The sequence below is a fragment of the Paracoccus sp. MA genome, from assembly GCF_020990385.1.
Classification (GTDB): domain Bacteria; phylum Pseudomonadota; class Alphaproteobacteria; order Rhodobacterales; family Rhodobacteraceae; genus Paracoccus.
In genome coordinates this window covers 282,059-304,764 of sequence record NZ_CP087597.1, presented here as the reverse complement: position 1 = coordinate 304,764, position 22,706 = coordinate 282,059, and the positions used below count along the sequence as shown (strand labels likewise).

The 22,706-nt window shown below is 66.3% G+C and carries 22 protein-coding genes; 14 read left to right on the top strand and 8 right to left on the bottom strand.

Annotation, left to right across the window (positions count from 1 at the left end; all coding sequences use genetic code 11):
• Positions 1–89: 89 nt before the first annotated feature.
• Both kduD and kduI read right to left on the bottom strand, forming a co-directional pair.
• Entirely contained in the window at positions 90–830 is a 741-nt protein-coding gene (kduD, locus tag LOS78_RS01550; protein WP_230376570.1) for a 2-dehydro-3-deoxy-D-gluconate 5-dehydrogenase KduD, read from the bottom strand.
• Entirely contained in the window at positions 827–1,651 is an 825-nt protein-coding gene (gene kduI, locus LOS78_RS01545) for a 5-dehydro-4-deoxy-D-glucuronate isomerase (RefSeq protein WP_028716291.1), read from the bottom strand. Before kduI ends, kduD begins: the two co-directional genes overlap by 4 nt.
• A gap of 119 nt (positions 1,652–1,770) precedes the next feature.
• On the opposite strand from kduI, the gene LOS78_RS01540 reads away from it, so the two are divergent.
• The 11 genes from LOS78_RS01540 (at position 1,771) to LOS78_RS01490 (ending at position 11,709) form a co-directional block, all read left to right on the top strand.
• On the top strand, positions 1,771–2,682 hold the full coding sequence (locus tag LOS78_RS01540) for a sugar kinase (protein WP_230376569.1): 912 nt from the start codon (positions 1,771–1,773) through the stop codon (positions 2,680–2,682).
• Entirely contained in the window at positions 2,679–3,497 is an 819-nt protein-coding gene (locus LOS78_RS01535; protein WP_230376568.1) for an NAD(P)-dependent oxidoreductase, read from the top strand. The genes LOS78_RS01540 and LOS78_RS01535 overlap by 4 nt, the downstream gene beginning before the upstream one ends.
• The gene (locus LOS78_RS01530; RefSeq protein ID WP_230376567.1) at positions 3,494–5,008 is read left to right on the top strand and encodes an aldehyde dehydrogenase (NADP(+)); all 1,515 of its coding nucleotides are present in this window, start codon (positions 3,494–3,496) and stop codon (positions 5,006–5,008) included. Before LOS78_RS01535 ends, LOS78_RS01530 begins: the two co-directional genes overlap by 4 nt.
• A gap of 65 nt (positions 5,009–5,073) precedes the next feature.
• Positions 5,074–5,823 (top strand): FadR/GntR family transcriptional regulator, encoded by a 750-nt coding sequence (locus LOS78_RS01525; protein ID WP_028716287.1) that lies wholly within the window; start codon positions 5,074–5,076, stop codon positions 5,821–5,823.
• A gap of 45 nt (positions 5,824–5,868) precedes the next feature.
• A complete protein-coding gene (locus tag LOS78_RS01520) occupies positions 5,869–6,951 on the top strand; it encodes a dienelactone hydrolase family protein (protein ID WP_230376566.1) in 1,083 nt (360 codons plus the stop codon).
• A gap of 40 nt (positions 6,952–6,991) precedes the next feature.
• Positions 6,992–7,732 (top strand): FadR/GntR family transcriptional regulator, encoded by a 741-nt coding sequence (locus tag LOS78_RS01515; protein ID WP_084648046.1) that lies wholly within the window; start codon positions 6,992–6,994, stop codon positions 7,730–7,732.
• Positions 7,733–7,797: 65 nt separating this feature from the next.
• On the top strand, positions 7,798–8,112 hold the full coding sequence (locus LOS78_RS01510; RefSeq protein WP_230376565.1) for a cupin domain-containing protein: 315 nt from the start codon (positions 7,798–7,800) through the stop codon (positions 8,110–8,112).
• 109 nt (positions 8,113–8,221) lie between these two features.
• Entirely contained in the window at positions 8,222–9,244 is a 1,023-nt protein-coding gene (locus LOS78_RS01505; protein WP_230376564.1) for an ABC transporter permease, read from the top strand.
• Positions 9,241–10,119 carry an ABC transporter permease gene (locus LOS78_RS01500; RefSeq protein ID WP_028716283.1) on the top strand — a complete coding sequence of 293 codons (879 nt, stop codon included), beginning with the start codon at positions 9,241–9,243 and terminating at the stop codon, positions 10,117–10,119. Before LOS78_RS01505 ends, LOS78_RS01500 begins: the two co-directional genes overlap by 4 nt.
• Before the next feature lie 4 nt (positions 10,120–10,123).
• Complete coding sequence (locus LOS78_RS01495) at positions 10,124–10,963, top strand: ABC transporter ATP-binding protein (RefSeq protein WP_230376563.1); 840 nt, start codon at positions 10,124–10,126, stop codon at positions 10,961–10,963.
• Entirely contained in the window at positions 10,960–11,709 is a 750-nt protein-coding gene (locus LOS78_RS01490) for an ABC transporter ATP-binding protein (RefSeq protein WP_028716281.1), read from the top strand. Before LOS78_RS01495 ends, LOS78_RS01490 begins: the two co-directional genes overlap by 4 nt.
• 147 nt (positions 11,710–11,856) lie before the next feature.
• Here the strand turns inward: LOS78_RS01490 and LOS78_RS01485 are convergent, their stop codons facing one another.
• The 3 genes from LOS78_RS01485 to LOS78_RS01475 all read right to left on the bottom strand — a co-directional run bounded on the left by LOS78_RS01485 (position 11,857) and on the right by LOS78_RS01475 (position 15,322).
• Positions 11,857–13,455: an ABC transporter substrate-binding protein gene (locus LOS78_RS01485; RefSeq protein ID WP_230376562.1), complete on the bottom strand. Its 1,599-nt coding sequence runs from the start codon at positions 13,453–13,455 to the stop codon at positions 11,857–11,859.
• A gap of 73 nt (positions 13,456–13,528) precedes the next feature.
• On the bottom strand, positions 13,529–14,158 hold the full coding sequence (locus LOS78_RS01480) for an SGNH/GDSL hydrolase family protein (protein WP_230376561.1): 630 nt from the start codon (positions 14,156–14,158) through the stop codon (positions 13,529–13,531).
• A gap of 15 nt (positions 14,159–14,173) precedes the next feature.
• Positions 14,174–15,322, bottom strand: coding sequence for a mandelate racemase family protein (locus tag LOS78_RS01475; RefSeq protein WP_028716278.1), 1,149 nt, complete (start codon positions 15,320–15,322; stop codon positions 14,174–14,176).
• A 547-nt stretch (positions 15,323–15,869) separates the two neighbouring features.
• Between LOS78_RS01475 and LOS78_RS01470 the strand changes: the two genes are divergently transcribed.
• On the top strand, positions 15,870–16,490 hold the full coding sequence (locus LOS78_RS01470) for a TetR/AcrR family transcriptional regulator (RefSeq protein ID WP_051476359.1): 621 nt from the start codon (positions 15,870–15,872) through the stop codon (positions 16,488–16,490).
• Positions 16,491–16,553: 63 nt separating this feature from the next.
• Here LOS78_RS01470 and LOS78_RS01465 read toward each other — a convergent pair whose 3' ends face one another.
• Entirely contained in the window at positions 16,554–17,798 is a 1,245-nt protein-coding gene (locus LOS78_RS01465; protein ID WP_230376560.1) for an MFS transporter, read from the bottom strand.
• Positions 17,799–18,444: 646 nt separating this feature from the next.
• Here LOS78_RS01465 and LOS78_RS01460 point away from each other — a divergent pair.
• Positions 18,445–19,650 carry a GMC oxidoreductase gene (locus LOS78_RS01460; protein WP_230376559.1) on the top strand — a complete coding sequence of 402 codons (1,206 nt, stop codon included), beginning with the start codon at positions 18,445–18,447 and terminating at the stop codon, positions 19,648–19,650.
• Positions 19,651–19,697: 47 nt separating this feature from the next.
• Here the strand turns inward: LOS78_RS01460 and LOS78_RS01455 are convergent, their stop codons facing one another.
• Positions 19,698–20,090 (bottom strand): DUF6379 domain-containing protein, encoded by a 393-nt coding sequence (locus tag LOS78_RS01455; protein WP_230376558.1) that lies wholly within the window; start codon positions 20,088–20,090, stop codon positions 19,698–19,700.
• A gap of 11 nt (positions 20,091–20,101) precedes the next feature.
• Positions 20,102–21,100 (bottom strand): sugar phosphate isomerase/epimerase, encoded by a 999-nt coding sequence (locus LOS78_RS01450; protein WP_230376557.1) that lies wholly within the window; start codon positions 21,098–21,100, stop codon positions 20,102–20,104.
• A gap of 120 nt (positions 21,101–21,220) precedes the next feature.
• Here LOS78_RS01450 and LOS78_RS01445 point away from each other — a divergent pair, with 120 nt between their 5' ends.
• Complete coding sequence (locus tag LOS78_RS01445) at positions 21,221–22,624, top strand: MFS transporter (RefSeq protein ID WP_230376556.1); 1,404 nt, start codon at positions 21,221–21,223, stop codon at positions 22,622–22,624.
• Positions 22,625–22,706: the final 82 nt, after the last annotated feature.

Genomic DNA, 22,706 nt, shown 5'->3' with positions numbered 1-22,706 from the left:
TCGGTAATTCCTCTGACTGGAAGATTTCGCTCCAAAGACCATGCGGCGATAAAGTTGTCAATGATTCATCATATGATTTGTATGATGAATCATCGCGCCAGCCAGCCGCCATCGACGTTCAGCACGGCACCGTGCACATAAGCAGCCGCCTCCGAACACAAATAGACCGCCGTGCCGGCGATATCCTCGGGCCGGCCCCAGCGCCCGGCCGGAATGCGCTCGAGAATCGCGCGCGAGCGGTCGGGGTCGTTCCGCAGCGCCTCGGTGTTGCTGGTCTCGATATAGCCCGGGGCGATGGCGTTCACGTTGATGCCCCGGGCCGCCCATTCATTCGCCATCAGCTTGGTCAACCCGGCAACGCCATGTTTCGAGGCGGTATAGCTCGGCACCCGGATCCCGCCCTGGAAGGACAGCAGCGAGGCGATGTTGACGATCTTGCCCGCCCGTCCCTGCGCCATCGCCTCACGCGCGAAGGCCTGACAGGTGAAGAACAACGCCTTGAGGTTCACATCGATCACGTCGTCCCAATCGGCCTCGGTGAAATCGAGCGAATCGGCGCGGCGAATGATGCCGGCGTTGTTGACCAGGATGCTGTAGTCCGCACCCGCGAACAGGTCCCGCGCCGCCATCGGATCGGCAAAATCGATGCGCAGCTCGGATCCGGTGCCGCCCCCCTCGGCAATCAGGGCCAGGGTCTGGGCGCAGTCGCGGCGGGCGGCGCAGACCACCTCGGCCCCGGCCCGCGCCAGCCCGAGTGCGATCGCTTGGCCAAGCCCGGTGTTGGCGCCAGTCACCAGCGCCTTATGTCCTTGCAAGGAAAAGGGATTCACCGCAGATCCTCCGGCTGGATGAAGTCCATGTCGGTATAGTCGACATTGTCGCCGGCCATCGCCCAGATGAAGGTATAGGAGCCGATCCCGGCCCCGGAATGGATCGACCAGGGCGGCGAAATCGCGCCCTCCTCATTGCCGATGAACAGGTGCCGGGTCTCTTGCGGCTCTCCCATCAGGTGCAGGACGCGGGATTTCTCGTCCATGCCGAAATACAGATAGGCCTCCATGCGGCGGTCGTGGATATGGCTCGGGATCGTGTTCCAGACCGAACCGTCCTCGAGTGAGGTATAGCCCAGGATCAGCTGGCAGCTTTCCATCACCAGCGGGTGAATGAACTGGTTGATCGTGCGCTTGTTCGAGGTTTCGGCCGCGCCCAGCTTGACCTCCTTGCTGTCGGCCAGCGTCACCAGCCGATGCGGATAAGCATGATGCGCGGGGCAGGAGGTGATGTAGAAGCGCCCCTCGCCCGCGAAAGTGACCGCGCCGGCACCCATGCCCAGGTAGAGCACGTCGCCGCGCTGCAGGGTCCAGGTCTGGCCTGAGGCCGAGACGGTGCCGGTGGCGCCGATGTTCACGATGCCCATCTCGCGCCGGTCCAGGAAAGAGGGCGTGCGGGTCTCGGCCACCTCATCCAGCACCAGACTGCCGCCCGCCGGCACGGCGCCGCCCATCACGAAGCGGTCGTAATGGGTATAGATCAGGCGAATCTGGCCTTCGACAAACATGCCATCGGCCAGGAAATGCCGGCGCAGGGTGGGGGTATCCATGGTCTTGGCAAGGTCGGGGTGGACAGCCTGACGGGTTTCGACGGTCAGCATGGGTTCCTCCGGAAAGACAAATATCATATCTATTGACACTTGTCATACGATATGTTTTCCAAGTCAAGCGGGATGACGGCCGGGCGCCAAGGCGCTTTCGCAGGCCAAAAGGAGGGGTCATGCGTTTCCTTGCTCTGGGCGAGGTGATGATCGAGCTTTCGAACGCGGGCGAGGACCTGTGGCGGCAGAGGTTGGCCGGCGACACGTTCAACACCGCTTTCTACCTGGCGGCGCTGCGACCGGACTGGCGCGTGGGCTATGCCACGCGGCTGGGACAGGATGCGATGTCGGATCAGGCGCTGGCGGAAATCGCGGCGGCCGGCCTGCGGACCGATCGCATCACCCGCGACCCGGAGCGCGGGATCGGCCTCTACATGATCGCGCTGCAGAAGGACGGCGAGCGCAGCTTCGCCTATTGGCGCGGCCAGTCGGCGGCGCGGCTGATGGCCGACGACCCGGACTGGCTGCGCGACACCTGCGGCGGTGCCGACACGCTCTATCTCTCGGGCATCACCCTGGCGATTCTCGCGCCCGATGCCCGTGCACGGCTCTTGTCGGCCCTGCGTGGCCGCCACGTGATCTTCGATCCGAACATCCGCCCGCAGCTGTGGGAATCTGCCGAGGCCGCGCGCCAGGCGATCACCGCCGCCGCCGGGCTGTCGCGTATCGTTCTGCCCAGCTTTGACGACGAGGCTGCGGCTTTCGGCGACGCGGACCCGCAGGCCACCGCGGCGCGCTATGCCGCCGCCGGCGCGGCCGAGATCGTGGTCAAGAACGGCAACGGCCCTCTGGCGCTGCGGTCGAACGGCCAAAGCCTGGAACTGCCCGCGCCGGTGCCGGTGCGGCCGGTGGACACGACCGGCGCCGGCGACAGTTTCAACGCGGGCTATCTGGCCGCGCGTCTGGATGGCGCCGACCCGATACGCGCGGTCGCCGCCGGCCAGCGCCTGGCCGCATTGGTGGTCCAGCATCCCGGCGCTTTGCTGCCGCGCCCCGTCCTTGACGCTTTCCTGCTGGAGAACGCCGCATGAACCAGCCGCTGATGAACCGACTTCTGCTCACCGGCGCCGCGGGCGGTTTGGGTCGCGCGCTGCGCGCCCGGCTGGCACCGCTGGCGCGGACGATCCGGCTGGCCGATATCGCGCCCATCGCCGACCCGGCCCCGCATGAAGAGATCGTGACCTGCGACCTGGCCGATGCCGGGGCGGTGGACCGCATGGTCCAGGGCTGCGACGGCATCGTGCATTTCGGCGGCGTCTCGGTCGAAATGCCGTTCCCCCCGATCCTGCAGGCCAATATCCTGGGACTCTATAACCTCTATGAAGCCGCCCGCCGGCACGGACAGCCGCGCATCCTGTTCGCCAGCTCGAACCACACCGTCGGTTTCTGGAAACAGACCGACCGGCTGGGCCCCGACACCACGCTGCGCCCGGACAGCCTCTATGGCGTCTCCAAGGTTTTCGGCGAGGCGCTGGCCCGAATGTATTTCGAGAAATTCGGCCAGGAGACCGCGCTGGTCCGCGTCGGCTCGGCCACGCCCGCGCCCGAGGATCATCGCATGCTGGCCAGCTGGCTGTCGCATGACGATCTGCTGTCCCTGATCGAGGCGGTGTTCCGCGTCGAGCGGCTGGGTTGCCCGGTCATCTGGGGCGCCTCGGCCAATACGCAGGGCTGGTGGGACAACAGTCATCTGGATTGGCTGGGCTGGACACCGCGCGACAATGCCGAAACCTTCCGCGCGAAGATCGAGGCGACCGTGCCCCGTCCCGCGCCCGACGAGGCGGTGGCACTGTACCAGGGCGGCATATTCACAGAATATCCCATTTATCAGGAAAAAGACGCATGACCTTCACCCCCCACGGCAAGCATCTGCTCGCCGGCGAATGGATCGCCAGCGAGCGGCGTTTCACCAGCGAGCCCGCCCACGGTCCGGCGCATGAATTCGGCATCGGCACCCCCGCTCTGGTCGCCCGCGCCTGCGAGGCAGCCGAGGACGCCTTCTGGACCTACGGCTATACGTCGCGCGAAACCCGCGCCGCCTTCCTCGACGCCATCGCCGACGAGATCGAGGCCCGCGCCGAAGCCATCACCCAGATCGGCAGCCAGGAAACCGGCCTGCCCGAGGCACGGTTGCAGGGCGAGCGCGGCCGCACCACCGGCCAGCTGCGGCTGTTCGCCGACCATATCCGCAAGGGCGACTACCTCGACCGCCGCCACGATCCCGCCCAGCCCGACCGCCAGCCCGCACCGCGTCCCGACATCCGCATGGTGCAGCGCCCCATCGGCCCGGTCGCCGTCTTCGGCGCCTCGAATTTCCCGCTGGCCTTCTCGACCGCCGGCGGCGACACCGCCGCCGCGCTGGCCGCCGGCTGCCCGGTCGTCGTCAAGGGCCATTCCGCCCATCCCGGCACCGGCGAGATCGTCGCCGAGGCGATCCATGCCGCCATCGCCGCCTGCGGCATCCATCCCGGTACCTTCAGCCTGATCCAGAGCGGCGACCGCCAGGTGGGCGCGGCGCTGGTCACCCATCCGCTGATCAAGGCCGTGGGCTTCACCGGCAGCCTTGCCGGGGGCCGGGCGCTCTTCGACCTCTGCGCCGCGCGGCCCGAGCCGATCCCGTTCTTCGGCGAGTTGGGCTCGGTCAATCCGATGTTCATCCTGCCCGAGGCCGCCCGCACTCGCGGCGCGGAAATCGGCAAGGGCTGGGCCGCATCGCTGACCATGGGCGCCGGCCAGTTCTGCACCAATCCCGGCATCGCGGTGATCGGCACCGGCGAGGCCGGCGACGCCTTCGTCAAGGCGGCAGCCGACGCGCTGGCACAGGTCGGCCCGCAACTCATGCTGACCGACGGCATCGCGCGCGCCTATCGCGACGGCAAGCAGCGGTTCGAGACTCGCAATGCCGTGAAACCGCTTGTTTCGACGCAAAGCGAAGGCCGCGAGGCACGCCCGAACCTTTATGAGACCGACGCCGCCAGCTATCTGCAGGACCACGCATTGGGCGAGGAGGTCTTCGGCCCGCTGGGTCTGGTGATCCGGGTTTCCGGCGCGGACGAAATGGCGCGGCTCGCCCGTGGCCTCAACGGCCAGTTGACCGCGACCCTCCACATGGACGATGCCGACCTGGCCGAAGCGCAATCCCTGCTGCCCGTGCTGGAGCGCAAGGCCGGCCGCGTGCTGGTCAACGGCTTTCCGACCGGGGTCGAGGTGTGCGACGCCATGGTCCATGGCGGCCCCTACCCCGCCAGCACCAATTTCGGCGCCACCTCGGTCGGCACCCTGTCGATCCGCCGTTTCCTGCGCCCCGTCAGCTACCAGAACTTCCCGGTGGCGCTGGTGCCCGAAGTCGAAGCGTGACAACATCGTGCCGCGCCCGGACCGGGGCGCGCCATTCCTAGCCCGCAACCGCACCGGACCCGCGCATGACCCAGCCCCCGTCCTCCCCTGCACCGACCCCGGCACCAGCGCCGCCGGGCCAGACGCTGGTTACCCAGGTACGCGAGGCGATCCGGGCACAGATCGCCAAGGGCAGCTACAAGCCCGGCGACCGGCTGCCTTCGGAGGCGCGGCTGACCCAGGAATTCGGGGTCAGCCGGACGGTGATCCGCGAAGCAGTGGCGGCGCTGCAATCCGAACGGCTGCTGGAGCCCCGCCAGGGCGCCGGAGTCTTCGTGCTGGAACCGCCCGCGCCCGAGGGGCTGGCCTTTCGCAACCTCGATCTGGCGCGGGTCTCGTCGCTGATCGAAATGCTGGAACTGCGCACCGCCGTCGAAGGCGACGCCGCCGGCTTTGCGGCCTTGCGCCGCTCGCCCGCGCAGGAGGAAAAGATCATCGAAGCCTTTGACGAGCTGCGCACCCGCGGCCGCGCCGGCCAACCCACGGCAGAGGCCGATTTCCGCTTTCACCTGGCCATCGCCGAGGCGGCCAACAACCCGCGCTTCCCCGAATTCCTGCAGCTGATTGGCACCGCGGTCATTCCACGCCGCGCCATCAGCAGCGAAGGCGAGATGCTGACGCCGCCCGATTACCTGGCTGTCCTGGACCGCGAGCATGAAGAGATCCTCTCTGCGATCCAGGCCAATGACGAGGAGGCGGCCCGCGCCGCGATGCGGCTGCACCTGCGCAACGGCCAGCAGCGTTATCGGCAATACCTGCGCGCCCTGCGCCGCTGAGGCCGGATAATGGCAACCGGGGAAAGCGGCGCCCACCAGGACGCAATGCCAATCTCCCCCGGCAATCTGGTCCCCGCGCTGCTGGCCCATGCGGCGCGGCGCGGTTTTCGACGCGCCCTGGCCGCGGAGGAGGATGCAGCGGCATGGCGGGACCGCACCCTGCCCCATGTCCGCGAATTGATCCTGCCGGACCTGCCGTCCGTCGATGCCGCGCCCGTCGTGCTGACCGAGGCGGATCGCGGCGACCATGTCGTGCGGCTGTTGCGGCTGACTCTGGCCGAAGGCCTGACCGCCCCTGCGCTGCTGGCCTTGCCCAAGGGGGAGGGTCCCTTTCCGGCGGTGCTGGCGCTGCACGACCACGGCTCGGAATTCCGCATCGGCAAGGAGAAATGTCTGGCCCCGCCCGGCCCGGTGCCGCCGGTGGCACAAGCGTGGTGGGACCGTTTCTTCGGCGGCGCCCCCTTTGGCACCGCACTGCTGCGGCGCGGCTTCGCGGTTCTCTCCGTCGACGCGCTGAGTTGGGGCGGGCGGCAAGGCCAGGGCTACCAAGCGCAGCAGGCGCTGGCGGCCAATCTGATGAACATCGGCCTGACTCCCGCCGGGCTGATGGCTTGGGAGGACATGCGTGCGGCGGAATATCTGGCCTCGATCCCGCAAGTCGACCCGGCGCGCATTGCAGCGGTCGGCTTTTCCATGGGGGCGTTCCGGGCCTGGCAGGTGGCCGCGCTGTCGCCGCATGTCGGCGCCATGGTCGCCGCGTGCTGGATGGCCAGCCTGCCCGGCCTGTTGGTCGAAGGCAACAACCATATCCGCGGTCAATCCGCCTGGTGGATGACGCATCCACTGCTGTTCCGCGATCTGGACATTCCCGACCTGGCGGCACTGGCGGCGCCGAAACCCGCCTGCTTCCAGACCGGGACCGAGGATACGCTGTTTCCCGCCGCAGCCGTGGACCCTGCCTTCGATCGGCTGGCGCAGGTCTGGGCCGCACATGGCGCCGGGCATCGGTTGCAGGCCCGACGCTTCGCGGGCGGGCATCACTTCCGGCCCGACCGGCAAGAAACTGCCTTCGGCTGGCTGCAGAAAACCCTGTCCCTGGGCTTGCCTGCCCGGTCCGGTTCGGGCTAGCTATGGCGTGAAAGATGTCAGACAACCAGCAGGAAGCCAGATGACAGACATGGCCAAGGTGTCGATGCAGGACGGCACGGGTTCGCTTTCGGCGCGGCTGGGCGTCAAGCTGCGCCATGCGCTGGGGACGGGGCAGTATCGGCCGGGCGACAAGCTGCCCAGCGAGGCTGAGCTGACCCGGATCTATTCCGTCAGCCGCACCGTTGTGCGCGAGGCCATCGCCGCCCTGCGATCTGACGGGCTGGTCGAGGCGCGCCGGGGTGCCGGCGTCTTCGTGTTGGACCCCTCGACCCGGCCGGGCCGGGCGTTCGACGACCTGACGACGCAGCGGATCTCCTCGGTCATCGAATTGCTGGAACTGCGCACCGCCTGCGAGATCGAGGCGGCGGCCTTTGCCGCCACGCGCCGCTCGGCCGTGCAGCTCGAGGAAATCTATGACGCCCATGCCACGGTCGAGTCCTGCCTTCGCGCCGGGCAGCCGACCCGCGATGCCGATTTCGCCTTCCACCTGGCCATCGCCGACGCAACCCAGAACCGGCGCTTTTCCGAGTTCCTGCAACTGATCCGCTCGGGCATCATTCCGCGCGGAGAGTTGCAGGGCGGCGCACCGGGCGCGCGGCCCAAGGATTACAACAAGCATCTGCTGGAAGAGCATCAGCGCATCGTCGATGCCATCGCCAGCGGCGACGCCGACGCGGCGCGCGACCGCATGCGCGAACATCTGCGCGGCAGCCTGGAACGCTATCAGGAATTGCTGCGGGCCGGGCGCCGCCAGCCCTGACCAATCTTGTATGATATATTTTGATAGGTTATAGGTTCAATTATCATCCAAGAAAGGCATGCCCTATGACCCTGCCCACTTATCCCGTCCGTGAACCCGATCCCGGTGTCCGCCGCCAGGTGCTGGCCGAATCGGCGGCGCAGATGGTGGTTTCTTTTCGATTCGAGACCGGCGCCAAGGGAAAGCTGCACAGCCATCCGCATGTGCAATCGACCTATGTCGCGAAGGGACGCTTCGAATTCTACCGCGACGGCCAGAGCTACCAGCTGTCGGCCGGCGACAGCCTGGTGATCCCCTCGGGCATCGAACATGGCTGCATCTGCCTGGAACAGGGTGAATTGATCGACTGTTTCTCGCCGCGCCGGGACGATTTTCTGTGACTTCTGCTTGACTCCCCGCATCCTGAATGACAGGTATACTTAACTTGTAGGATAAGTTGTCGTTTCTGTCAGAATCGTCCGCGCGGGCGCCATGACGCCGGGGGGAACCATGACCGCATCTCGTCTTCGCCTGAAACAGGTGACCGAGCAGGTCGCGACCATTGCGATCACGCTGTTCGGCCTGTTGCTTCTGACCTTCGTCATCGGGCGCATGATGCCCGCCGACCCTGTCAGGGCCATCGTGGGCGAGGACGCCTCGCGCGAGACCTATGAGATGGTCTATCGGCAACTGGGCCTGGACCAGCCGGTCTGGATGCAGTTCCTGCGCTATCTGGGCGATGTCTTCACCGGAAATTTCGGCACCTCGATCCGTACCGGCCAGCCGGTAATCCAGGACATCCTGCATGTCATGCCCGCTACCATCGAACTGGCGACGCTCGCCATCCTGATCGGCGCCGGCCTCGGGATCCCGCTGGGCGTGGTCGCGGCGGTGAACAAGGACAAATGGCCCGATCACCTCGTGCGGGTGTTCAGCTTGTTCGGCCATTCCATGCCGATCTTCTGGACCGGGATGATCGCGCTGCTGATCTTCTATGCCGGGCTGGGCTGGGTCGGCGGCTCGGGCCGGATGGAGCAGTTCTACATCGGCCTGGTGGACGAGCACACCGGCTTCCTGCTGATCGACAGCGCGCTGGCCGGCGAATGGGACGTATTCTGGTCGGCGGTCAACCACCTGATCCTGCCAGCAGCACTGCTGGGCTATTCCTCGTCGGCCTATATCACCCGGATGACGCGCAGCTTCATGCTTGACCAACTCGGACAGGAATACATGACCACCGCAAGGGTCAAGGGCCTGTCGCGCGGGCAGACCATCTGGCGCCACGCCTTCGGCAACATCAAGGTGCAGCTGGTGACGATCATCGCCCTGGCCTATGGCAGCCTGCTGGAGGGCGCGGTGCTGATCGAGACGGTCTTCGCCTGGCCCGGCTTCGGCCAGTATCTGACCAGCAACCTGATCATCGGCGACATGAACGCGGTGATGACCTGCGTGCTGATCGTCGGCGTGATCTTCATCGTGCTGAACCTGCTTTCCGACATCCTGTATCGGCTGTTCGATCCGAGGACGAAATGACGACCATCACCCAACGCTTGCCGGCGCCGGTGCTGGCGCTGAAGAATATCGTTGCCTTCCTGTGGCGGACGCCGACCTCGGCCTTCGGGCTGCTGGTGCTGGGGACGCTGATCCTGACGGCGCTGTTTGCGCCGCTGATCGCGACGCACGACCCCTATGTGCAGGACCTGAACAACGTGCTGCAGCCGCCCGGCAACGGCCACCTGTTCGGCACGGACGAGCTGGGCCGCGACATCTTCAGCCGGCTGGTCTGGGGGTCGCGCATCACGCTGCGGATCATCTTCCTGGTCTCGATCGTGGTCGGTCCGCTGGGCCTGCTGGTGGGCACCACCGCCGGCTATATCGGCGGCCGCTTCGACACGATCCTGATGCGGATCACCGACATCTTCCTTTCCTTCCCCAGCCTGATCCTGTCGCTGGCCTTCGTCGCCGCGCTGGGGCCCAGCCTGAACAACGCCATCATTGCCATCGGCCTGACCGCCTGGCCGCCCATCGCCCGGCTCGCCCGGGCCGAGACGCTGACCTTTCGCAAGGCCGACTATATCTCGGCCGCGCGGCTGCAGGGCGCCTCGGCCATGCGCATCATCGTGAAATCGATCATGCCGATGTGCCTGCCTTCGGTGTTGATCCGGCTGACGCTGAACATGGCGACGGTGATCCTGACCGCCGCCGGTCTGGGCTTCCTGGGCCTCGGGGCGCAGCCGCCACTGCCGGAATGGGGCGCGATGATCGCCACCGGCCGGCGCTACATGATCGACAGCTGGTGGCTGGTCACCTTCCCCGGCCTCGCCATCCTGTGCGTCAGCCTGGCCTTCAACCTGCTGGGCGACGGGCTGCGCGACGCGCTGGATCCCAAACAGGTCAACCGGAGGTAAGCCGATGGAAAAGCCGATCCTTGACGTGAAGAACCTCTCGATCCGCTATCCCGGCGCGCCTTCGGACGCCGTGCGCGGCGTCAGCTTCTCGCTGGGATGCGAGCGGCTGGGCATCGTCGGCGAAAGCGGCTCGGGCAAGTCCACTGTAGGCCGGGCGATCCTGCGCCTGCTGCCGGGGGCCGAGATCCGCGCCGACGCGTTGCGCTTTCAGGACATGGACCTGCTGACCCTGACCGAGACCGAGATGCTGAAAGTGCGCGGCCGGCGCATGTCGATGATCCTGCAGGATCCCAAGTTCAGCCTGAACCCGATCCAGCGTGTCGGGCACCAGGTCGCGGAAACCTATCTGCGGCATTTCAAATGTTCCAAGGCCGAGGCCAGGGCCAAGGTGCTGGAGATGCTGGCCGCCGTGAAGATCCGCGACCCCGAGCGGGTGCATGATCTCTACCCGCACGAGATTTCCGGCGGCATGGGACAGCGCGTGATGATCGCCATGATGCTGCTGGCCGATCCAGACCTGGTCATCGCCGACGAACCGACCAGCGCGCTGGACGTGACCGTGCGGCTGCAGGTCCTGAACATCCTGGACGGTCTGGTGCGCGACCGGGGCATCGGGCTGATCATGATCAGCCACGACCTGAATCTGGTGCGCAATTTCTGCGATCGGGTGCTGATCATGTATGCCGGCCGCGTGGTCGAGGTCTTGCAGGCCGGCGCCTTCGACCGCGCCCGCCACCCCTATACCCGCGGGCTTTTGGCCGCACAGCCGCGCATCGGCGGCGGCCGGGCGCCGCTGGCGGTTCTGGACCGGCGGCCGGAATGGAAAGAGGAGCCGCTGGCATGACCGTCGCAGTCGAAATCCGCGACCTGGAGATCTCCTTCGGCCTGACACGGGTGCTGCCCGGCGTCAGTTTCGACGTGCGGCCGGGCGAATGCTTCGGCCTGGTCGGCGAAAGCGGCTCGGGCAAGTCGACGGTCTTGCGCTGCATCTCGTTGCTGAACGATTTCTGGACCGGGCGGGTCGGCATAGGCGGCCGCGACATTCGCAGCCTGCCGGTGCGCGAACGCTGCCGGATGCTGCAGATGGTGTTCCAAGACCCCTATGGCAGCCTGCATCCGCGCCAGTCGGTCCGCACCGCGCTAGCCGAGCCGCTGCGGATCCACGGCCTGGACGACCCGCAGCGCCGCATGCGGCAGGCCATGGTGGATGTCGGCCTGCCGATCGATTTCCTCGACCGTTTCCCGCATCAGCTCTCGGGCGGCCAGCGCCAGCGCGTCGCCATTGCCCGAGCGCTGATCCTCGAGCCGCAGCTGCTGCTTCTGGACGAGCCGACTTCGGCGCTGGACGTTTCGGTGCAGGCCGAGATCCTGAACCTGCTGTCACGACTGCGCGAGGAGCGCGGCTTCACCTATATCATGGTCACCCATGACCTGGCGGTGGTCGACCACATGTGCGACCGCTTTGCCATCATGCTGCATGGCGAGATCACCGAGGTCCTGCCGCGCGAGGCGATCCCCGGCAATGGCGCCACGCATCCCTATGCCCGAGAATTGATCGCAGCCTCGCTGGAATACGAAGGCCAGGTCTGACCCCCCTCGCCGCCATGGAAAAAGGGGCCGCACATCGTGGTGCGGTCCTTTTGCTTTGCGGGGCGCCCCGCGGCAGGCCGGGCAAACGGAAAAGGGCGCAACCGTCGAAAGGGTTGCGCCCGCGATCCGGCCAGGAGGATCGAGAGATCAGCGCTCCTTGGTCACCACCTCGAAGCGGGTCAGCCAGGGATTGACGATCAGCCCATGCACATCCGCCTGAAAAGCCGCCGTATCCACCGTCTCCGAGAAGGGCAGGATCGACATGACAGTCTGATCCATATAGGCTTGGATATCCTCGTATTTCTTCTTCTGCGTCTCCAGGTCGCGCTCCAGAAGCGCATCCTCGATCATGCCGTTGAGCTTTTCGTCAAAGAAGCTGGTGCGCCAGCCCTGGTAATTGGTCAGCTTGGCCTCATCGGAATTGTCGGGATTGAAGGCGAGCGCCCGCAGGTTGCTATCGGGATGCGGCTGCTGGCCGCCGCCGCCCCGACCAACCAGCAGTTCGAAGTTGCGGTCGCGCATGGCGCCATAGATCTGGTCGCCGGAACCGGTGATCAGCTCGGCCTGGATGCCGGCCTGCGCCAGGGTGTTCTGAATCGCGGTGCCCGCCTTCAGGAACGGTTCCTCGGACAGCACCCGCAATGTGGTCTTGAAACCGTCGGGATAACCTGCCTCGGCCAGCAGGGCCTTGGCCTTTTCCACGTCCAGCTTGTAGCCGGGATCCGGCAATTGGCCCAACGCACCGGTGGTGATCGGCCGCTGGTGCAGCTTGCCATAATAGGGCATCACCGCCTTGTCCAACCCGTCATAGTCGATCAGCAGGCGCAGCGCCTCACGCACCTTGCGGTCGGCGAAACGCGGATCCTTCATCGAGACCGCCAGATAGTAGAACCCGGCGCCGGGTGTGGATTCGATCTTGATCCTGTCGTTGCTCTCCAGCGCCTTCAGGTCGGGGGCCAGCAGCGAATAGCCGACGTCGATATCGCCCTGTTCCAGCATCAGGCGCTGGGATTGCGATTCCGGCAGGTGGCGCATCAGCACGCGCTTCATCGCCGGCACCTCGCCCCAGTAGTCATCGTTGCGCGACAGGATGATATATTCGTTCGAGGCCCATCTGGTCAGCGTGAACGGCCCGGAGCCGGCCGAGTTCAGCGTCAGCCATTTCGCGCCCAGATCGCCGCCCTGCTCGTTCTCCAGCACCGTCTTGCTGTCCAGGATCGAGCCGGGCCCGTTCTGCGCCAGGACCATCAGGATCAGCTTCGGATCGTCCGGCTCGGGCAGGTTCAGAACGAAGGTATGGTCGTCCTGGGCCACGAACAGCCTGTCTGCGGCCTCGGCCGTATAGCCGCGCGATTTCAGGAAGGACGATTGCGCCAGATTCAACGTCAGCAGGCGCTTCAGACTGAAGACCACGTCCTGCGCCGTGACCGGGTTGCCCGAGGCGAAGACCGCGTCCGGCCGCAGCCTGAAGGTGATCTTCATCCGGTCGGGCGAGACCTCCCAGCTTTCGGCCAGGCGCGGATGCAGGTCCCTGCCATCGGGCGACAGCACGACCAGCGTGTCATAGATGTTGTTGAGCACCTGCACCGTCTCGCGTCCGGTGATGGCGGCGGGGTCGAGCGTCAGGATATTGCTCATGACGGTGGCGACGATCAGCTGGTCGTCGGGCGTCTCGGCCAGGGTCGCCACGGGCGTGGCACCGCAGAACAGGGCGGCCAGCGCCACCGATGCGAAAAGATGTCTCATGCTTCCTCCCATGGACCGCGATCCAGGCTCGCGGCGTGCCGACTGCGGAAATCTCCGCAATTCCTTCCATTCGCTATTCGATCAGCGCCCGCACCGGGGCGACCAGCGCCCGGCCCAGCGCCGCCGACTGATCCGCCTCCAGGTGAACGCCATCGACCGGGGACGGTCCGACAACCTGCGCCGCATCGAAGAAGCCACAATCGAGCTGCTGCGCCAGCGCGGCATAAAGCGGGCCCAGGCGCCGCGATTCCGCGATCTCGCGCCCGCCGGCCGGCGGCAGCTCGCCCGCCATGCCGCAATGCGGTGGCGCGACGATCAGCACCTTCGGGCACGCGTTGCGGGGCTTGTAGGGGAAAGTCTCGATGATTTCGACCAGGCGTCGCATGCCGGCCTGGGCACCGACCGCCCGGCCGCCATGCACCGCCTTCAGGTCGTTGGTGCCCAGCATCAGGATAACCAGGTCCAGCGGCATGGCAGCCGCCAGCGCCTGCGGCAGCGATCTGGCGCCGTTGCGACAGGCCGGCCCGCCATGATCCTCCCGGCAGGTGGTGCGCCCGCCGATGCCGTCGCCGATGACGCGGGCCCGGCCGCCCAGCCCTGCCTCCAGCACGCGCGGCCATTGGGCCTCCGCCGGGTGGCGCAGCCCCGTCGCCGGGTCCGCGCCCCATGTCAGGCTGTCACCGAAGGCCAGGATCTCCTTCATCTTCAGCCCTCTCGCCTAGCGCACGCGATTGTTTTCGATGAAGTCGAAGTCGATGTCCTCGCCCAAGCCGGGGCGGTCGGGGACATGCACATAGCCCTCGCCGTCCATCGGGTCCGAGAGCTGCCGGAGATAATCGAAACCGTCGTCATATTCCAGGAAGGGATGCAGCAGCCCGCGCTCGTACCAGCGGCAGTTCTTGGTGGCGGCGACGACATGCAGGTTCATCGCGGTATTGCCGTGCACCTCGCATTCCATGCCAAAGGCCTCGGCCAGGTGCATGGTCTTGAGCGCCGGGGTGATGCCGCCCACGTCGTTCACGCCGGTGCGCAGGATGTCGCAGGCACCGGCCTTGATCCATTCCGCGCGGTGCCAATGCTTGCCCGCTGCGCTTTCCGGGCCGATCACCGGAATGTCCAGATTGTCGGCCAGCCACTTGTATGACGACATGGACTGCTCGTCCATAGGTTCCTCGATCCAGTCGAAGCCCAGCTTTTCCAAACCGCGGCCCAGCGCCAGCGCGTCGCTGCGCGGATACCAATGGAAGGCGTCGATCATCAGGCGGATGTCCGGCCCGACCGCCTCGCGCACCGCGGCGCAGGCCTTGAGGTCCATCTTCACGTCGGGTGCCCAGCTGACCGGGGGCATCCAGGTGTGCAGCTTGATGCCCTTGTAACCGCGCTTGACCAGGGTTTCGGCGAAACGGCCGTAATCCTCGGGTGTGGCAAGCCCCCCCTCCATCTCGTCGCCGCACATGATGCTGCCATAGGCCAGCACCTTGTCGCGATACCCGCCGATCAGCTTGTAGACCGGCTGGTTCAGGGCCCGCCCCGCCAGATCCCACAGCGCGCAATCGACTACGGCCAGCGTCCGGTCGGTCAGCTGCGCCGCCGAGCCGCGCTGCCAGTGCGCCAGATCCTGCCACAACCGCTCCCGGTCGCGGGCATCCTGTCCGACAAGAACCTTTCGGACGAACTTCTCGATCACATGCGGGCGAACGATTTCCGGCGCGGTAAAGGAATGGCCTTCGTGGCCGTCTTCAGTGCGGATGGTCAGCATCGCCTGCTCGATCTGATGAGCCGGGCCAGGATGAGCGTGACCCGCGCTATCGGAATGGCGGCGCGTGGTGGTCAGGAACACCCGAACCTCAACATCGGATATGATCATGGTCCGCCCCCGTTCTGCATGTTGCTTGATTCCGTTATGTCAAACATCTTCTAGTTTTCTATATGCTATATTGTCAATAGTTGTATTATAACTTTGCTTCAATCTGGACTCCCGGGCGACCAGCCGCGACCTGCTGGAGGGATGGTCCCGCGCCTGCTGCCCGGCATCGCGCCAGTCCAGTTGCGCGCTCCTTCCGTTATCCCGGTTACCGGAAGGGGGGCAGCGCAGATCGCCCGAGGATCCGATCAGATCGCCAGCGAGCCGCGCTACTTTGCCGCCGCGTTGCTGGACAACCAGTTATGGCCCCAGGGTGTCGGTTTGCTCATGCCCCCGACAGCCAATTCGCAACGCGAGTCCCCTGTCTTCGGGCAAAGGGACCCGGACCGTCCCCGACCCGCACCGTTAGTTGTTGCCGGTCAATTGACCCCATCGCCGTGATCGTGCTTGAAATTGGAGCGAAGATTCCAGAGCATCTCATTTTTCTCGGATAGCCATGCCAACAACTCCCTCCGACATCGCAGCCATATCGCAAGCAGTCAGCGATGCCGTGACCAGGCGCCCGCCGCAACAGGCCCGCAGCCGGCGCTCGCAGGCCAAGGTGCTGGCCGCCGCCCGGCGTTTGCTGGAGGAAGAGGGCTATGAAGGGCTGACGCTGCAAAAGGTCTCACGCCAGTCGGGGGTCTCTATCGGTTCGATCTATGGCCGGTTCACCGGCAAGGACGAGCTGATGCACGCCGTGCAGGCGGTGGTAATGGAGGAGTTGGGGCTGGCGCATCGTTCGCTGCTGGACCCCTCGCGCTGGACCGGCGTACCGCTGCGCCAGCTGGTGCCCCAGCTTTTCGATGGCTTCGCCGATCTGTTGCGGCAATTTGCACCGATCCTGCGCCAGATGATGCTGCGCGCCACGCAGGACGCGGAAATCAGCCGTGTCGGCACCGAAGCCTATCAGTCGTTCATCACCCAGGCGATGGCGGTGCTGATGCAATGCGAAGGCGAAGTGCGGCGCGAGCCCCGCGACGAGGCGCTTCGCTTTGCCCTGTTCGCCGCCTTCTCGATCTATCGCAACCACCTCGGCTTCGGATCGGACAAGGGCGAGATGCCGGATATCGAATGGGCGGCGCTGAAACGCCAGACCAACGACATGGTCATCAGCTATCTTCTGGGCTGACAAACGGCCGGCATGCAAACGCCGCCGGAACGAACCGGCGGCGCGGCAGGGAAGGCATCACGCTCAGTGCGCTGCAGCCGGGGCGGCGGCCTGACGCGCGGCCTTCATGCGGCGGGTCTTGCCGATGCCGGCCAGGATCAGCGCCACTGCGATCGCCAGCGACACCGGGCCGAAGGTGCGGAAGGGCAGCAGCACGTCCCCGCCACCTATTTCGCGCACGGCGCTGAAGAACAGCGGGCTGACGAACATGCCGGCAAAGAAGGCGCTGCACCAGCAGCCCATGACCCGGCCGCGATGCTGCGGCCCGAACAGCGTCGAGACCCAGAAGATCATCGCGCTGATCGCCATGCCGGCGCCGATCTGCTGCACGAAGGCCGAGACGCCCATCTGCACCACGTTGGTCGAGAGGCCGACGCCGATCATGCCCAGGCCGACCAGCAGCAGCACGATGCCCAGAACCTGCTCGGAAGAAATCAGCCGCGAGATATAGCCGAAGACCAGCGCACCGACAGGCACCGCAAGGCTGGCGAGCGACATCATCACGCCGATGCGCTCGGGCGATGCGCCGTCCAGCGAATGGAAGGCCGAGCCGCCGTTGATCGTGTAGATGTAATACAGCGCGGCGATGACAAAGGTCAGGACCATGACACCGATCATCCGGCCCCAGGGGAAGACGGTGTCATCGATCTCTGGCTCGTCGGCATGGCGCTCCTGCCCGGTCGGTTCATACATCCAGATATACATGGCGATGAACAGCACGAAGGCCGAGGCATAGATCCAGAACGCGCCGTTCCAGACGATGCCGGTCAGATAGCCTGACAATGCATAGACCATGGTGCCAAGTGCCGGGCCAATCACGCCCTGAACGGTCAGCCAGATGCGGCGACCGCGCATGTCGAAATAATCCAGCAGCATGGTGTTGGCCATGGTCAGCACCACCGCCTCGGACAGGCCGACACCCAGCCGGCTGATGAAGATCGGCAGCAGGCTGTCCACGTAAAGCGGCACCGTGCCGCAGATGCCGTAAAGCAGCGTCGCGCCCAAGAGCAGCGGCCGGCGGCCCAGCCGGTCGGCGAACCAGCCGGCAAAGGACGCGGTCAGCGCGATCATAAGGCCCGGCGCGGTGATCATCAGCGGGATCAATGTCCGCGCATGGGGCACATTGTCGAAATGCTGGATCAGGCTCGGCACCGCCGGCACCAACGAGATGATCGCCAGGATCGGCAGAAACGAGGTCAGCGCCATGACCAGCCCCTGCGGGATGCCGGCCTTGCGTTTAACCCCGGTCGACGGGTGTTCGGTTGACAAAACGTGTTCCTCCTCGAAAAGCGCGGGGCGGCTTACCGCCGCCGGCCGGGTCTCTGCAGGCGGCGCGTGCCGGCATAGCAGGCGCCCGCTTGAATCTGTCTGAGGATCGGCCCCGATGCTCGGCATGGCCGCGCGCGGCTGCGTCAATCGGTCGCTCCTCCTCCCTTCCGGCGGAATTACAACGCGCGGAACCGAATCGGAAATCATAACGGCACATGAGTGTATTCAGAATATGAATACTAATTTTGGTTGAGCTGGCAAGCTCATGAATACATTGTTGCACCGGATCAATTTTCCTTGGCTGCGACCCGCTTCTAGGGTGCGGCCGTCACGAATCGAAAGGGAGGTCAAGTGTCACATTTCGAAGTGCTGATCGTGGGCAGCGGGCCGGTAGGATCGGCGTTTGCCCGCCATCTCGCCGCCCGGGGCGCCGGCCGGAACATGCTGATGGTCGAGGCCGGCGCCGATCTGCAGCTCTCGGGCGGCGCCAACATGCGCAACCTGCCGCCCGAGGAACGCGAGGCCGCCTATGCCCAAGCCCGGGCCTTTCCCCTCGCCCGTGTGGGCGACATGCCCGAGGGCGCGTTGAAGGCCCGGCCGGGCACTTTCCTGGCTCGGCCGGACGCCCCTGCCCGGCGACCCGGGCATGCCTGCCGCCGCGATGTCGTCGAACCTCGGCGGCATGGGGGCGCATTGGACCTGCGCCTGCCCGCGCCCCGGCGACAGCGAATGCATCGGCTTCCTCGACCCGGAGCGGATGGACGCGGCACTGACGCGGGCCGAGGAATACCTTTCGGTAACGCAAAAGGGTTTCCCCGAGACCCGCGCCACCCGCCACGTCGTCAGCCGGTTGCGCGAAGCCTTCGGCGCCGGCCGCAGCCCCGAGCGCCAGCCGCAGCCGATGCCGCTGGCCTGTCGTCCCGACGGCGACCGGCCGAAATGGGCCGGTGTGGACATGGTGCTTGGTCCCCTCGCCACGCCCGAGGGCCGCGCCAGCGCCGGGGTCGGGCTGCGCAGCGGCACGCTCTGCCGCCGCCTTCTCACCGAGGGCAACCGTGTCACCGGCGCCGAGCTGGTGGATCTGGCCAGCGGCCGGATCGAGAGGATCAGCGCCGGCGCGGTGATGGTCGCGGGCGACGCGCTGCGCACGCCGCAATTGCTGCATGCCTCGGGCATCCGGCCCGCCGCGCTGGGGCGCTGGCTGAACGACCAGCCGCAGGTCATCGCCCTGATCGAGCTGGACCTGGAAACCGGAACCCGCGCCGAGGAGAGGGCCCTGATGGACGGCCGCGACGGGGTTTCCGGCGTCAGCTGGCTGCCGTTCCACGACCCCGAGTTCCCGTTCCACGCGCAACTGATGCAGATGGACACCTCACCCATCGCGCTGCCGCCCCTGCCCGATGGCACGACGCGGCCTGTGGTCGGGTTGGGATTGTTCCTGGCCAAGGACGTGCAGGAGGACGACCGCATCGTCTTTGACGAGGCGACAGACGCCTTGGGAATGCCGCGCTTCCGGCTGGACTATCGCCTGACCGAGCGGGACCGGGCGCGGGTCGAACTGGCGATGGACTGGGCAGAGCGCATCGGCGCCGCATTGGGCCGCCTCGTGCCGGGTGGCGCGCCGATGCTGCTGCCCGCCGGCAGCTCGCTGCATTATCAGGGCACGCATCGCATTGGCCCGGCGGATGACGGCAGCTCGGTCTGCGATGCCGAGGGGCGGGTCTGGGGCTATGACAACCTCTATCTGGGCGGAAACGGCGCCATCCCGACCGCCACCGCCTGCAACCCGACGTTGACCGCCGTGGCCTTGGCGCTCCTGGCGGCGGATCGGGTCATCGAGCGGCACCTGTAAGCAAAGGCCCCGGCAGATCGCCGGGGCCTTTCTCGTTGGCGGAAGGCTCAGCCCTCCAGTGTCAGCTCGGTCTCATGCGCGGTGGTGGGCACGAAGGGCAGGTAGGAAATCCGCAGCCGCTCGGCCAGCTTCAGCTTGTGCTTGCCAGGCGCCAGGCCGCCCGGACGGGTCACCACGATCTCGGCCTTCTCGCCGAAATCCCAGCGGTCGTCATGGACGGTTTCCAGCTGGTCCAGCGTCCAGCTGCGGCCACGCAGGGACAGGCGCACGGCCTCGCGCGGCACGGCTTCGCCGTCCACGGTCACGGCCAGGTCCTCGATCATCGACAGGCCCAGGCCGCGGTAATAGGGCAGCCGCGCCAGGAAACGGAAGCCGGCGACCTGCCCGCTCTCGGTCACGTTGCGAAAGCCCTCGGGACAGATGATGTGCTGATCGAACATGATGTCTCTCCTCAGGCCGGAACGGTTTCGCCAAGCAGGCGCGCGAACATTTGCTGCTGCCGCCGGACCAGGCCGAGGCTGTCCACCTCCTGCACGTCCTCGATCCAGCGGTTGCCCTCGTATTCCGAGCAGAGATAGCCCCGATAGCCCCCCTGCTTCAGCACCGCGACGACCTCGTCATAGGGGATCGACCATTCCTGGCCGTCCTCGGTCATCTCGTAGAACTTGGCGTGGATATTGTGGATGCGCGGCATGAACTCCAGCATCCGGCGCGGTTCATAGGCGGCGTTGTGGCGCAGGGTCTCGACCATGGCCATCTGCGGGCCCGAGCCCCATCGCTGCATCACGTCCAGCACGACATATTCCGCCAGCCGCCGGTCCTCATAGGCTTTTTCGATGAAATCCGCGGCATCGCGCGGGCAGCCGTTGCGAATGAAGCGTTCCTTCCAGACGCGCGGGAAGCGGTGCAGGAACATGCCCATGTCGGGCAGGAAGCCAAGCGCCGTGCTGCCGGACTTTTCATAGGCCTCGGCGTGGCGGATGATCCAGGGGTGGTCGAAATGCAGGGGCGCGTGGACCTCCAGCAGGATCGTCACGCCCGCCTCTTCCGCATAGGGTGCGGCCGCGACCAGAACCTCGGGTTCGACCGAGACCAGCGAGCGGATATAGGGCGCACCCAGCCGGCGGGCGAGTTCGATATCCTTGCGGACGCTGGCCACCTGTTCGTCGAAGGGCATCATCCTGCCCTTGTAACGTTTATAATCCAGCATGAAATCGTGACAGACCGGCACCGTGCCGTAAGCCGCCATCAGCCGGTGCCATTCGGCAATGCCTGCCTCGGGCATGCCGCGTTCGGGCCAACCGGCGAAGGTCTGCTCGCCCACCACCTCGATGCCCATCGCGCCCATCGCGGCGCATTCGCGGATGCAATCCTCCAGGCTCATGCGCCCGAGGAAGGTGTCGTTCTGAAAACTGTAAAGGCTGACGCCCCGCTTGATCTGGTGCTCCATCGCGGCCCCTCCCCGGGCCTGCCGTTCACGGCTGGACAAATATAAATCAGAATACTATTTCTAATAGTAATGCGGCGGACCGGCTGTCAAGCATCCGCGCCACAACCTCCGGTGAAAGAAATGATCCTGAACGAACGCCAGCGCAGCATGGCCGTCGCCGTCGTCGGTGCGGCCCTGGTGCTGGAGATCATGGATGGCTCCATCATCAACGTGGCCATTCCCCAGTTGCAGCAATCGCTTGGCGCCAGCGGACCGCAAATCGGCTGGGTGTCCTCGGGTTATGCGTTCTTTTTCGCCGCCCTGCTGATCGCGGGCGGGCGGCTGGGCGACATTCTGGGATACCGGCGCATGTTCATGGCCGGAATGACCGGATTCGGACTGGCCTCGGCCGGCTGCGGGCTGGCCGGCTCGGCCGAGATGCTGATTGCCATGCGCATCCTGCAAGGCGCGGCGGCAGCGATGATGGGACCGCAGGTGCTGTCCATCGTCCAGGTGCTTTATGCGCCGCACGAGCGTTTCAAGGTCATGGGCATCTTTGGCCTGATCGGCGGCGCCGCGGGCATCCTGGGCCCGATCATCGGCGGGCTGCTGATGCGGCTCGACCTGTTCGGGCTGGGCTGGCGGCCGATCTTCCTTGTCAACGTGCCGGTGGTCGCGCTGGCGCTGGTGCTGGCCCGGCGCGTGCTGCCCAAGGGCGGCTCGGCCGAGGCGCGCGGGCTGGACGGCAAAGGGCTCGCGCTCGCCCTGCCCGGGCTGGCGGCGCTGCTGTTCCCGCTGATCGAGGGGCCGCGCCTGGGCTGGCCGCCGCCTCTGCGGCTGCTGCCGCTGCTGGCGGTGCTGCTGCTGGTGCTGTGCTGGCGTCACCTGCGGCAGAGGGCGGCCGCGAACCGGACGGTGCTGGTGCCGCCGGCGCTGTTCGGGGACGGGCTGCTGCTGACCGGGCTGGCGATGGTCATGCTGTACACCACCGGGACCGGGGCGCTGCTGCTGTCGGCCTCGGTCGCGCTGCAGCGCGGGCTGGGCTTCGACGTGCTGCAGACCGCGCTGATCCATATCCCCTTCGCGGCGGGTGCGGCGTTCTCGATCGCGCTGCTCGGGCGCAGGCTGCTGCCGATCCTGGGGCGCAGGATGATGCTGATCGGCGCCGCCAGCCAGATCTGCGGGCTGCTTTTGCTGTCGGAGGGCATGGCCGCGGCGGATCTGTGGCGCATTGGGGTCGGTTTTGCACTCTGCGGCAGCGGCATGGGGCTGATCTCGGCCCCGTTGCCGGCCTTTTGCTTCGTGCGCGTGCCGCCCGCGCAGGCCGGCGCGGCCTCGGGCCTGTTCACCACCTGTCAGCAACTGGGCATGGCGCTTGGCGTGGCGACGCTGGGCACCGCCTTCCTGGCGGCGTTGGACGGCGGCGCCGATCCGGCCCGCGCCTTTGCCACGCTGGCACTGTGGCAGATCGGCCTGCTGGTGGCGGTTGCGGCACTCAGCCGGCTGATCCCGGCGCGCGCGCACCTGGCCGCCACCACGGCCTGAGCCAATTCTAGAATCAGAATCTTCATTCTTGATTCTTGACAGAATCGCGCCCTCAAATATAGAACGACAATTCTAATTATCT